We start from the raw sequence: 13,364 nt of genomic DNA, 5'->3' as shown, positions 1-13,364 counted from the left end.
ACTTATGTAATACAAATAAAAGTTATCATTCGGATAAGTTTTTCTCATTTTACGATCGTAATTTTTAAGTTCATATTCCTCTTCCTGAACAATCATATGCTGCTTTTTTCTACTGCAGTTATTCGAAAAACCTTACTGATATTGGAGACCGCGGTAGTGACTAATACCACTACTTGTCGCAAAGGCGGAGGTATCTTTGTACCTGTTGCCGGGCTGACTATTTTTGCCATTGCATCTGGCTATTTAATGAGTTTTATCCCACTCGCGATGGGAGAATTCAAGATAGATACAAGTTATGCCAGTTGGTTAGCCAGTATTTTCTATGTCGGTCTTCTTATTGGCTCGATGATGATTGAACCGGTGATCTATAAGATTGGTCACCGTTTCGCTTTTATTGGTTTTCTTGCATCATTAGCATTAACGGTTGCAATAATGCCGCTATTTCCACACAAAGAAGTGTGGCTATTCGCCCGGCTTGTTGCGGGGATGGCAGTAGCCGGTATCTTTGTCGTTGTTGAATCATGGCTGCTGATTGGCGACGATAAAAAAGAGCGCGCGAAACGACTTGGCTTTTATATGACGGCGCTATACGGCGGCACAACGCTAGGTCAGTTTGGTATCGGTTTATTTGGGATTAGTGGCTTCGGACCTTTTATCGTAATCTTAACCCTGATCTTAATCGCGATCTTACCGCCATTATTGATTAAGCAAGGTCAGCCCGTTTGTGAATCGCACCGTAACCTGACCTTGAAGCAGATTACACGCTTAAGTAAGCCAGCCGTTATCGGTTGTGCCACCTCTGGTATCGTCATGGGCAGCATTTATGGATTAATGCCTTTAGGATTACGTCAAAGCGGCATTAGTGATGAAAAAATTGGTCTTTTAATGGCGGCAATCATTCTTGGTGGTATGGTAATTCAACCTATCATCAGTGCATTAGCTCATCGTATGAGTAAGACACTACTATTAGCGATGATGTGCTTAGTCGGTGTATTTGCGATGGGGCTAATATATCTGAATAATGATTATTTTGTATTAATGCTCGCATTGGCCTTACTGGGGATGTCTGCTTTTGCGCTGTACCCAATTGCAATAACTTTGGCTTGTGACGATCTTGATTCTTCCTTTATCGTCTCAGCGACACAAATAATGCTTTTTAGCTACAGCGTAGGCTCAGCGTCGGGCCCGATGATTGCGAATCGATTCATGATTGAAAAAAATGGACTAATGGACTTTTTCTTCATTGTGCTGTTAAGCACGGCAATATATATGCTGTTTGCATGTATTAAACGTAAGCCTCAAATTCTGGCTAACTAGTTACAAAAAGAGCGGGCGCGACTTTCGTCGCGCCCTTAGGTCTTACTTGCAGCAATCCCGCTACTATGGTGCTCCCTGCATCATTCCATGATATCGCCGATTCCTTCAGCTCAGTCCTTTATTCTCTATCCCAGAGATGTCCTTGATCTTACCTTGATCCGTCGAATCATCCTGTTCCGACTCTCCTCTCCGTCCTGGAGGTGTCCCTGACTTCATCCTGAAGTGGTCCGTTTTTGTCGTCCTGACTAGTAAGTCATCCTGCTTACTATATCGTTTCCTTCCGATTATCCCTTCACAGTCCATGTCCGATAAATCATCCTGATTCACCGCCCTCATCCTGAGGCTGCCAATGTCCCTGGCTTTTTCCTGTTCCGTTCCGTCAGTTCCATCTGACATAAACAGACTACTTGTTTTATAATTCTAATCAATGAACTGAGTTCACACTTTTACCTGAATATTTGATAAAAACATAAAAACAAAAACTATCATATTGATAATAAAAGCATTTTATTCACCCAAAAAGAATTGATATTAACGATTTTAATATCATCTCGCACAGATTTGTAAGAGATCTCGCACAAGAAGAAGAATGCCAGGCTGGCTTTCTCCCCGAGGCCGATTAAAAATCGTTATTATGACCCAGACTACCGGACCGATTTTCTGGCTATTTTTACCTCAACGCCACTTTTCACCACATTAGCTAACTTCAAATAGAATCACTATGCGCCCACGGGGATATTTTATTTTTATACCAATTCCATCAAGGTCTCTAACTTCTCTAATAAGTGTTCTTTCTTAAATGGCTTTGCAATATAGTCATCCATTCCGACTTCAAAACATTTCTTAACATCTTCATCAAGTACACTGGCTGTCAAGGCGATAATCGGCAACCGATCAATCTGATTCACAGTTTCCCAGCGCCGGATTTCTTGTGTCGCAGTGAAGCCGTCCATAACGGGCATCATGCAATCCATCAGAATGGCTTTATAGCGGGTGCCCTTCATTACGGCATCAACAGCCTCTTTTCCATTTTCCGCGACGTCAACTGCATAACCCGATTTTTCAAGTAAAATGGAAGCCACTCTCTGGTTAATCCGGTTATCTTCAACAATCAAAATAAGGGCTTTATTCACTCTTTCAGCAGTGGTGGTATCTGTTGCCACTAAACCAAGATGGTTATTATCAGAGTCAGTCACCAAGGTATCAGTTTGTGTTAAAAGGTGACGGTGCAAAGACTCCCTTTTATGTTTTTCCAAACATAATGAGTCACTGATCACTTTCACAAAGCGTTCACCCAGTATTGGCAACGTCACGACGCCATTAATGGCGTTACCATAATCATATTGTCCATCTCTGTGACTACCGCATATAACCAAAACAGGGCTTAAGGAATTTGCCCGCAGTCGTTCAATATATTGTGTGGTTTGCTCCATCGTACGTTGGCAATACAGCAGCAAATCATATTGCCCCATCATCGGTAGGGCGAGCTCCGGAGGCGAGGTGAACAAAGAGACATCCAAGCCGTATTTCTTACACTCATCAGCTAACTGCATTGCAAAGGGTGCCTTATTACACAATAGCAAGCATCTTATATCTGTAAACTCAGGAACAGTCTTAGGCTCCACTTGTTGTATATCGACCTCAAGAGAAAAGAAAAAATGGCTGCCTTTCCCTTTCTCTGAATCCAAACCGATACTTCCTCCCATGAGCTCAACCAGCTGACAACAAATCGCCAGCCCTAATCCTGTACCGCCAAACTGTCGAGTGATAGAGCCATCTTCTTGAGTAAATGGTTCAAAGATCTGATGTTGTTTATTTTTGGCGATACCTATGCCTGAATCCTGAACTGAAAATAGTAGTGTCGCTTTATGCTCATTGATTGAATCACAATTAATGGATAAAACAACGGTCCCATTTTGAGTGAATTTAACCGCATTAGATATCAGGTTCATTAACACCTGACGCAAGCGGTGCTCATCAATGATGATAAATTGAGGTAGCCTTGGATCGAGATTGAGTTGCAGATCGAGGCCTTTTTCAGACGCTCTAGCCAATACGACCGCCATGGTGTCATAAGCGACCTCATAAATATCTGACTCATATGGCGTCAGCACTAATTTACCTGATTCAATTTTAGACAGATCTAAAATATCGTTAATCAACATAAATAGTGTCTGCGATGAGGTTTCTATTGTGCGCAAATATTCCGACTGTGATGGATTTAAATCGGTATCAGCCAGGATAGCTGACATACCGACGATGCCATTGAGGGGAGTCCGGATCTCATGCGACATATTGGCAAGGAATGAACTTTTTGCGAGGTTCGCCTTTTCTGCCTCTTCTTTGGCCTTTATGATCTTAGTTTCGTTAATCGCACGTTCTTCGATCAGCTTGTTTAACTTGTTACTAAACAGCGTGAATTCATCGTTACCGTCTTGAACGATTCTCAACGAGTAATCACGAGTCTCTTCAATCTGAGACATTGTCCGAATTACCTGCTGTAAGTAATTGATTATACGCCGAGAAAGATTAGCCCCTAGATAACTCATCAGCGCCAGTGACAGAACAATCACTACCAAAAAAATGCCCATCAGCAACTTAGCATTATTCATTGATGTCTGGATTTCATCAACTAACTGTCGATTAACTTTATACACCACAAACTGGATCAGTTTAAATCGTTGATTAAATGCGGTCAGCCCCTTCCTGATCTCACTGCTTTTAATCTCACCCGTTAAGATACCTTCTCGAAGTTTATAGCTGCTTGCGAATGCCGGGTGGGAAAACGTTTTAAGCAATAATTCAATTTGTTCAGGTTGCGCGTTAATTGAAATAAATCGATCAATATATAACTGCTGACGTTCGATGACTGCCGACAAGGATGCTTTATAGTCTATGTTATTTTTGGCTAGAAATTGATGAACATACCAATTTTCTTCTTGTGCCCAGAACAACAGCCACTGCAGTTGGTATAAAACACTTACATTCTGCTCAATATCAGTATTTCCAGTGTGTATGATCTCTTTTTCAAAATTGATTAAAGACTGATAAATTAAGTCATCCACCCAAAGTGACCAATCATTTAAGTCTTCTTTAGCGAGTACCTTAACCTCTTCGCTCGCTTTTCCCATCTCAGCCATTACCTGTGACATTTCTGCCAAAAGATCGCCATTAAAGGCCCCAGAGAGTAAATGTGAAACATTATCGATCGACGCTGAAACTTGTTTTTCAGCCAGAGTGCTATCCTCACCCTGTAATCGCTCTGTTTTTAAGGCATGTATCGCCGATGAAATTTTAGATTGTTCTGTCAATAACTCAATACGAGCATTTAATGTATTCAAATCCTGTACCTCATGATACAGATTATTGATCTCTAAACCTGCAAATACACAGGTGAATAGCAAGGGAAATATTACCAGAAGCCGTACCCTTTTTTTTATCGATATTTTATTCAACAGGCTCATCTCATCTCCTTGAACTTGAACCCAAATCACATTTATTTATTGCCACACGCCTGTCTATTTGTAGTTACATTTATGCCTACTATTATCTATATTAGGACTAATTAAGGGTGAATGGAAAAGAATTAATGGATAGTGAATTTCATGTTCGACACATTCAGGCCAACATGTTGTTAGGATTATTAATCACATTTCTCTGCTTTCCCACATTTGCTGCTAAAAACAAAGAAAAAGAAGCCGGTTTTTCCGTATTTTCCCTAAACAGTACCTTTCCGGCACTCAGTAAAAGTAAAGCTAGAATGCTATATAAAGGAAGAACTAAAAATTTAAACAGCAACATTAAAATTGTTCTGGTTGATCTGCCCGAAAGCTCTATTCACCGAGAAGAGTTTTATGACATGTTACTTGGAAAGTCCATACCCCAGATGAATGGCTATTGGGCTAGCCTCTCCTTTTCAGGTAAAGGTACACCACCGGAAGAACTCAATGGCGATGATATTAAAGACATTATCGAGTGGCTTAATAATAATCCTAATGGCATAGCTTATGCGCCGATCGAATCAGTACCAGATAATGCGAATATCCTTATCACAATCTTACAGGGAGAGTAAGGTTATGAAAAAATCATTTTCTTTATTACTTTTCATTGCGATCGCTCCATTACATTCTCATGCCGCAATAAAAATTACCGATAACTTTTCAGTCAGCGGCTTTGGTTCAGCTTCGATCACCCAGTCTGATAATAAAACCCCGCTGTTTGTTCATCGTGAGATCACGGACAAAACGTGTTATGACTGTGACACTATCTTCGGTTTACAGGCTGATCTGGTCATTACTGATACGTTTAATACGTCGATACAAGTCGTGAAACGCCCGCAAGATGACTGGTCTGATCCTGAAATTGAATGGGCGTATCTTGCCTATAACGACAATAACTGGTCTTTCAAAGGTGGCCGGTTAAGGTTGCCGCTGTTCCTTGCCTCTGAGTATTACTACGTTGGTCAGGCTTATACCTGGGCCCGTCCTCCCCAAGAAGTTTATGACAGTATTCTCGGTTTTACCTTTTACGACGGATTATCCCTTCATTGGGACTATGCCCTCTCAGACGAAGCTATTCTGACTATTAGCCCGTATTATGGTTCTTCAAAAAAATACAAAACTGAGCTCGGCAATGATGAGCTCCTGTTTGATGCGGAACGAGTAACGGGCATCTCATTCGACGTCAATGGCTTTAATTTCCGGGTACATGCAGGGTACATGTACGCCGACTTTAATATGCTGCCAGAACCAACCTACGACAGGTTGAACATGTATACATTAGGTGCAGAATATTCTTTCAAGCAATGGCTGTTTATGTCAGAGCTGGAAACCGATAATTTGCAGACAAGCTGGTATTTCAGCAGTGCTTACCATTTCGATCAGTTCACGCCATACTTAGTCTACGGCGAAAGCCATCACCGCAGAAAGTCTAACAACCTCACCGCAGGCCTTCGCCTTGATCTCACCAACTCCGTTTCAATTAATGCCGAATGGCAAAACATATTTATGGGCCAGGAAGATTACAACAGCGGCTCTATGGGGCAATTTATTACATCGCCAACTCTTAACAATGAAAGCAAGGATGTACAACTTTACACGCTGATGCTGAACTTTGTATTTTGAAGTGGGTAGTGCCCGTTGATTCCCGATCGTCGCCTGGGCAGATCACCAGACGAAGATAAGAATGGTGCACGGCTATTTCACCAGCATCGCGGCTCCAAATACCCCTGCGCTGTCACCTAAGTCAGGTTTCACAATCAGCGTTTCTAGTCTGGGGTTGAATAAATGCCGTTCAATCGCTTTAGGCGCATGCTGGTAAAGTGCGCCAATATTTCCCACCCCGCCACCCACAATAATGACGTCAGGATCAATAATATTGATCACCTGAGCGACAGCCAGACCGAACTTTTCAATCAGACGCGTCAAGGTATGTTGAGCATAGCTGTCAGCTCGAGCGGCTTGCTTGACTATTTCAGGTAGCGATAGAGCCTTCTTCGCCAGGTTGTTGTAGTGGGCTTCAAGGCCTTTTCCTGAAATAACCGTTTCAAGGCAACCGTTTTTACCGCAATAACAAGGCGCACCATTTGGCTCAAGTACATTGTGTCCCCATTCACCGGCAATGCCATGTAAGCCATTAATCAATCTGCCATTGACAACCAGACCCGAGCCAACACCGGTTCCCATAATGATACCAAAGACCACTTCAGCTTCTGGTTTTAAACGCTTCACGACGCCTAAATGTGTTTCTGCCAATGCGAAACAATTTGCATCATTGGCTAATACGACTTTTATGCCAAGCACCTCTTCTAAATCTTTATCAAGCGCCTGGCCGTTGAGCGCCGTCGAGTTGCAGTTTTTCATCACACCCGTTTGGGGATCGAGAGCCCCCGGCGTGCCAAAACCAATGGCATCAGGATATTCTCCTACCACTTCGACGCACTGATCAATTAATAATTTAATCCGCTGTAAGGTGTGTACATAACCCTTATCACTTTGTGTCAAAACACGTTTACGTACGACACAACGGTTATCTTTTCGTGACATCACTGCGCACTCAATCTTGGTACCGCCAAGATCGACGCCCCAATAATACTGGCTCATGGCCTACTCCCTCGGCTAAATTTCATGTCTGCCTGACATATCCAAATCATCTTAAAAATGAGTTGGATATGATAATAGCATTACGCAAATTAATTCAGTTAGCCACCTAGCAAATTACCCAAATAGTGAGCGGATCAGCAACCCTCTTAGAAATCGCCGTTGCTGACAGATTGAAATGTTCAATTACCGAATGATAAAAATCGACCATACTTATACTCATAGCAACAGACCCAATACTTAAGGAGAGTCGCATTATGTTTCTAAAAGAGACACGCACCGGTGATCTGGTCGATGTGATTGATATGGGCGCATTGATAAACCCGTTTTCACAGCAGGTAAATGTGCAGTATCAATCAGGGGAAGATCTGGCGGAGCCAGTGGCCATTGACAAACAGAATCTGGCTTTTCCCTCTGGTGAAGAACTGCCTGAATGCTGGATTAACGGTTATTACCGGTTCAAACAAAAATAAATACCTAATTACAACTTCAACGGTGCTTTAACCGGCATCGTTGCCAATCGTCGGGCAATCTGCGAGGTTAACTGAGACACCCCTACCGACAAGGCTTTCACCTGAGCATTATAACCCTCTTGTTCCAGCGGCACCTGAAACTTAAACGGAAACACTCCTTGCAGATCACCTTTACCATCGACGACTAACCACTCACCACTAATATGCGCCATACCTGAGAAATGGCCATTAAACTGATTGATTTTCACCTGCAATCTTGGCAAGCCCGCGGTAGCCAGTGCCGGTGTCAGCTCTATTGGCCAGTATGTTGTCTGTTTCTGGCGAAGATCATCATTAATACGACGTGTTAACTGCTCACTGATACTTTCAGCCCACAGGTTTTGCTGAGCCCGTACGATCTCGGTCTCACTCAGCTGATAAACCAACCCCGTACCTGCTAAATGTTCCGCCATTTCGACCGGGCGTACCACCAACATTGGTTGTTGAGTATCCGCCTGAATTATCGCAGCCTGCCCGCTGGCAGGAAGAAGATAGGTGTTGCTCACCACATCTGGCTGACTGCTACACGCTGTTAGCGCTAAGGCCGATAGTAATAACCACTTTCGCATTATTGGTGCCCCCCGGCAGGAATCGGATCTTTGGCTTTTTCACTGCTAAAGATTAAAGAATTGGGTTTTTCATTAAGCTGCCTTAATACCGGCTGCAGTTCAGTCATCACTTGTTCAAAACGCAATAATGCCTCTTCGAGGTTGCGATAAGGCACTGCATCCGGGCCAAATCCATTTAGTATCGATTGGATCTGTTGCAGACTCTCAAGGATTTCACCCGGAATTGCTTGTGTCTCTTTCTGTGCTAACAATGTATTTAACTGATTAGCCACCTTTTCTGCCGCCAATAAACTTTTCTGTGACGCATTTAAACTCCGGGTCAGTGACGTTAATGTCTCATCAACGGGCAGGTCATTAAACTTGATCAGTAAACTACTGACTTGCTTCTGAATTTCGGCAAAGCCACCAGCACGAGTCGGAAATAGGTCATACTCATCATATTTGACAATGTCGGGCATTTTCTCTTCCGGATACACCTCAGTATCAATGAACAAAGCCCCTGTCAGAAAACTACCGGTTTTCAATGTTGCCCGCAGACCCAGCTTGAATTCGCTAACCAGGCTGGTTTTTAATTCCAGTGACGTTTTATAGCTTAAATGATCGTTAACACGACCAAGTTCGATGCGCACCAATACGGGGATCTGCTTATTCGAAAAACCTTTTTCCCTGGTTGCCAAACGCAGCGGTACTTTCTTCACGGTACCAATACGAATTCCTCGGTATTCAACCGGAGCGCCTTCGTTCAAGCCTCGTACCGATTCATCAAACATCATGACAAACTCTAGATACTCGTCGAACACCCGTTCACGTACTGATTTCAGATCGTTATACAGCTTAAACTTGCTCATCTGTTTAGTGATCAGCTTTCCTTCTTCGGAGCCTTCCGGTACCCGGAAGCTTACTCCTCCGGTGATCAGTGACTCTATAGAACCAATCGTCAAGTTAAGTCCATCCGCCGACATCTTAAGATCGATACCTGAGCTCAACCAGAACTTGGTGCGAGAGCGGATCAAACTGTCATAAGGCTGGAAAATAAATAACTGATAGTTTGCTTTCTTGGTCTTAGTATCAAAACTCACCGTCTCAACCCGACCGACGGTAAAACCTTCATACAATACCGGATCACCCACGCCCAGCTTTCCGGCTTCATCGTGAGTCAGTACCAAACGCAGCCCCTTCGCATCTGCAGGGCCGACAGGTGGCGTTTCCAGTACGGTAAATTTCAGCTGTTCCTCTTTATCAACCCCGGGCTGCAATTCGATGTAAGAACCCGACAGCAGCGTATCGAGCCCAGAAATACCTTCTTTACCAATACGCGGTTTCACCACCCAAAAGCGGGTATCTGCTTTCAGCATGCGCTCAGCATCTTTATTCATCTGAGCTTCGGCAATGATATAGGTGTAGTCGTCGCTCAATTTCACATCGGTGATCACCCCGACTTTGACATTCAGCGATTTAATTTCGGTTTTACCCACTTCAATCCCTTCCGCTGTATTCAGTTGCAAGGTCACTATTGGCCCTTTACTGCTGACATACTGAACCAGCATCCAAATCCCTATCACCACGGCAATAACCGGCACCAGCCATATTGTTGATATCTGTCTCAGGTTTTCGACTTCAGCCTTCGCGGGCTTGTTATCACTCATAGTCAGGCATCCCATTAAAGTTAGTAGTTATTTTCAACTAAGCGCCATGGTTTGAAACGCCCCTCTTCGGTGGGGATGTAATGGTTATATCTTGATCGCGCTCATCTTGCTGAATGTCCGATAAGGTCCAAAATGCACGGGGATCAAATGTCATCGCGGATAGCATGGTAAAAACCACAACCGCAGCAAAAGACAGCGCGGCAGGCCCGGGAAGAACCGCCATTAAATTATGTAACTGCACCAGAGCAACCAAAATCGCAACCACAAAAACATCAATCATCGACCAGCGGCCTATCAGCTCTGTCATGCGATATAAGCGTAACCGCTGAATAACTTGCGTGGTCGATCTGTCGCGAATACGCTGTGCACTGATATATAGCCAGGCCAAAGAAAACATTTTGGCGAGCGGGATCACCACACTGGCCAGAAAAATGACCATCGCAATAGGATAGGATCCAAACTGCCACAACAGAACAACCCCTCCCAGAATCGTCGAACCTTCACTATTACCGAGGCTGACGGTATACATAATCGGATATAAATTAGCCGGAATATAGAACACCGCTGAAGCTATCAGCAACGCCCATGCCCGTTGCAGACTCTGATTGGGATTGTAGCGATGTAACAGGCTGCCACAGCGGCTGCATTTCGCATCCGAGGTTGCAGGCAGTGGATTCAATTGTGAGCAAGTGTGGCAGCTCACATGGTTATCCGACATGTGCGTATCACCAAGCTTCACGCCTTCTAACGTTTGTATCGGAACAAACTGTTGCCATAGCCAAGTTCGGTCAACCATCGAAACACATTTCACGACCAGCATGGCATACACACAAAACGCCCAGAACGACATACCGAGGCCGACATCAGCCAGCGAGGCAATCTTGATCAGACTGACCAGTACTCCGATCAGAAACACATCAACCATGATCCAGGGTTCGATTCGAAAAGTTCCCCGATACACTCGTTTAAGAATACGCATATGCTGACTGGAACTCTTGCGATACTGGTGCCTCGATGCCTGGCGGTACAAATACAGTACGGCGGTAATATAACTTCCGGGCAATACCACGACCGTTAATAACAGCAGCATCGCCAACAGGCTATTTTCAAAATACTGAAGCATTTTGGCAGCATGCAGCAAGGTTATTTCCTGGGTGATCCCTTGTACACTGAATGACATAAAAGGAAAGCTGACACTCAGCACCAGCATAATTAAACACGCAAAACCATAAGCGAAAGGACGCTGGAATGGCAGGCTGATCTGCTTGATCAGGGTATGATGGCAACGCGGACAGGCCGCTTTTTGCCCATCAGATAATGTCGGCAGCGCGATGACTAATCCACACTCTTCACAGGCTATCATCGGTTCAGGTGTGCTGTGTTCCGTCATATACGGGTAGGATCCAGTTAACACTTATCAACTCAGTATAGGAGAGTTTTCGAACACCATCAGTGAACAGGTAATATAAAACCTGAAAATACAAGAGGATATGCGGATAATAACGGGATGACAAACCGCCGAGGGTGGGATCATGATTTTATCTGCTGATAGGTTATAAAACGGTAATCAGCTTATATGTGAGAGAAAAGAACCTTCCAATTTGGAAGGCTTAAATGATGAAGTATTATGTTATAGCTTGGTTTTCAAATGGCTTGGTCTTCATATAGCTTAGTCTTCAAGCAGCACTGCCTTCAAATAACATATCGGTTTTTGCCGCACAGATGAAGTCATTTTTATGTAGTCCCTTCACCGAATGACTCCACCAGATCACGGTGACTTTACCCCACTCCAGGGTAATGGACGGGTGATGAAATTCCTTCTCCGCTAATTCAGCCACTTGATTACTGAACGCCCATGCCAGTTTAAAGTTCTTGAATGTAAAATGACGCTCTAACTGCATAATGCCCTGTCGCTCTACCACGTTCCAGAGCGGGATCCCTTGTGACAGTTCGGTCAATTCCTGATCAGTCACTTTTTCGGCGTCGCTATGGCAAGCTTCGCATTTCAATTGATGTAAATCAGACATAGTCTCCCATGCTCTCCCTGTTTTGTGGTTGAAATAACGGCGTATGCAGCCCCAGCGCCTTGGCCTCTTGCACCATCGCCATTATGTCTTGCTGCGCCAGCTCATAAAGTTGGTTGATATTATCAAGCACAAAGTAAATCGGCTGCATGATGTCAATGCGATATGGCGTGCGCATCACATCAACAGGTTCAAACGGTTTATAAATCGCAGTCGTGCCCGTCATCGCATACTCCGTTTCGCCCGGAGAGGACAAAATGCCGCCGCCATAAATTTTTCGCTGCTCGTTAACACTTAGCAAACCAAATTCAACGGTAAACCAATACAGGCGAGCCAGGTATACCCGATCTTCTTTACTCGCCTCGTAGCCTAAACGACCATAAGTGTGGGTAAATTCAGCAAACGCAGGATTCGTTAACATGGCACAATGTCCAAAGACTTCATGAAAAAAATCAGGCTCTTGCAAATAGTCAAACTCATCACGGTGACGCAGGAATGTCGCGACCGGGAACTGCTTATTGGAAAGCATGCCGAAAAAGCGATCAAAGTTGATCAACGCCGGTACTTTTACACATTGCCACCCCGTGGTATTGCCCAGAACCTGGTTGATTTCGTCGAGTTGCGGCACGCGTTCGGTTGGCAGGTTCAACAGTTCCAGCCCGGCAATATATTCATCACAAGCCCGGCCATCAATACAGTTGAGCTGACGAATAATTAAGTCATGCCAGATCTGGTTTTCTTCATGACTCCAGTCAATATACCCATTCTCATCTGGTTTCTTCGATACATACTTTGCCGCTTTTCCCATCATCCACCAACCTTGGAAATACCAACCGGCTACCGTATCTGCGATGCGAGTTCATCTGTTAAGGTTAGGTGCTTTAAGGGAGCAACCGGAACCGCTGAATGAGAATCGCCACGCCCACTCTGTAATAATTATTTTACATTAACAGTTTTGAGCCTCCCGCCCTTGTCTTCACCGACTCCAGAATGGTAAGAAAAAAAACAATAAAATACATAACGTTACAAACAAAAATCGATACGGTTTTCACCCGCATAATTAAGGGGTTCATACCAATCAGCGTAATTATTCAGCCCATCAGATCAAGGATTATACTCATTGATATTATTGCTTGTTCGCTCAGTCTCAACCAAAGTGAATAAAGGGCGCTACCAACTCATCAAACAGCTTTATTAA

11 protein-coding genes are annotated in these 13,364 nt (G+C 43.9%); 4 read left to right on the top strand and 7 right to left on the bottom strand.

What is annotated here, in order from left to right:
• Positions 1–156: 156 nt before the first annotated feature.
• The gene (locus R3289_RS04175) at positions 157–1,317 is read left to right on the top strand and encodes an MFS transporter (RefSeq protein WP_318924229.1); all 1,161 of its coding nucleotides are present in this window, start codon (positions 157–159) and stop codon (positions 1,315–1,317) included.
• Between the two features lie 746 nt (positions 1,318–2,063).
• Here the strand turns inward: R3289_RS04175 and R3289_RS04170 are convergent.
• Complete coding sequence (locus R3289_RS04170; protein ID WP_318924228.1) at positions 2,064–4,658, bottom strand: ATP-binding protein; 2,595 nt, start codon at positions 4,656–4,658, stop codon at positions 2,064–2,066.
• Between the two features lie 248 nt (positions 4,659–4,906).
• Between R3289_RS04170 and R3289_RS04165 the strand changes: the two genes are divergently transcribed.
• Both R3289_RS04165 and R3289_RS04160 read left to right on the top strand, forming a co-directional pair.
• Positions 4,907–5,389 carry a hypothetical protein gene (locus R3289_RS04165; protein ID WP_318924227.1) on the top strand — a complete coding sequence of 161 codons (483 nt, stop codon included), beginning with the start codon at positions 4,907–4,909 and terminating at the stop codon, positions 5,387–5,389.
• A 4-nt stretch (positions 5,390–5,393) separates the two neighbouring features.
• Positions 5,394–6,440 (top strand): hypothetical protein, encoded by a 1,047-nt coding sequence (locus tag R3289_RS04160; protein WP_318924226.1) that lies wholly within the window; start codon positions 5,394–5,396, stop codon positions 6,438–6,440.
• 72 nt (positions 6,441–6,512) lie between these two features.
• On the opposite strand, the gene R3289_RS04155 is transcribed toward R3289_RS04160, so the two are convergent.
• Positions 6,513–7,418 (bottom strand): ROK family protein, encoded by a 906-nt coding sequence (locus tag R3289_RS04155; protein WP_318924225.1) that lies wholly within the window; start codon positions 7,416–7,418, stop codon positions 6,513–6,515.
• A gap of 254 nt (positions 7,419–7,672) precedes the next feature.
• Between R3289_RS04155 and R3289_RS04150 the strand changes: the two genes are divergently transcribed.
• Complete coding sequence (locus R3289_RS04150; protein ID WP_318924224.1) at positions 7,673–7,888, top strand: acetyltransferase; 216 nt, start codon at positions 7,673–7,675, stop codon at positions 7,886–7,888.
• An 8-nt stretch (positions 7,889–7,896) separates the two neighbouring features.
• Here R3289_RS04150 and R3289_RS04145 read toward each other — a convergent pair whose 3' ends face one another.
• From R3289_RS04145 to phhA, 5 genes are all read right to left on the bottom strand, one after another.
• Positions 7,897–8,496 carry a membrane integrity-associated transporter subunit PqiC gene (locus R3289_RS04145; RefSeq protein ID WP_318924223.1) on the bottom strand — a complete coding sequence of 200 codons (600 nt, stop codon included), beginning with the start codon at positions 8,494–8,496 and terminating at the stop codon, positions 7,897–7,899.
• On the bottom strand, positions 8,496–10,142 hold the full coding sequence (gene pqiB / locus R3289_RS04140; protein ID WP_318924222.1) for an intermembrane transport protein PqiB: 1,647 nt from the start codon (positions 10,140–10,142) through the stop codon (positions 8,496–8,498). The genes R3289_RS04145 and pqiB overlap by 1 nt, the downstream gene beginning before the upstream one ends.
• Before the next feature lie 37 nt (positions 10,143–10,179).
• Positions 10,180–11,532, bottom strand: a complete 1,353-nt coding sequence (locus tag R3289_RS04135; protein WP_318924221.1) for a paraquat-inducible protein A — start codon at positions 11,530–11,532, stop codon at positions 10,180–10,182.
• Between the two features lie 286 nt (positions 11,533–11,818).
• Positions 11,819–12,169, bottom strand: coding sequence for a 4a-hydroxytetrahydrobiopterin dehydratase (locus R3289_RS04130; RefSeq protein ID WP_318924220.1), 351 nt, complete (start codon positions 12,167–12,169; stop codon positions 11,819–11,821).
• The gene (phhA, locus tag R3289_RS04125) at positions 12,162–12,974 is read right to left on the bottom strand and encodes a phenylalanine 4-monooxygenase (protein WP_318924292.1); all 813 of its coding nucleotides are present in this window, start codon (positions 12,972–12,974) and stop codon (positions 12,162–12,164) included. The genes R3289_RS04130 and phhA overlap by 8 nt, the downstream gene beginning before the upstream one ends.
• Positions 12,975–13,364 lie beyond the last annotated feature (390 nt).

Origin of the sequence: Photobacterium sp. (genome assembly GCF_033720175.1) — a bacterium.
GTDB lineage: Bacteria > Pseudomonadota > Gammaproteobacteria > Enterobacterales > Vibrionaceae > Photobacterium.
This window is presented reverse-complemented; position numbering and strand designations above follow the sequence as displayed.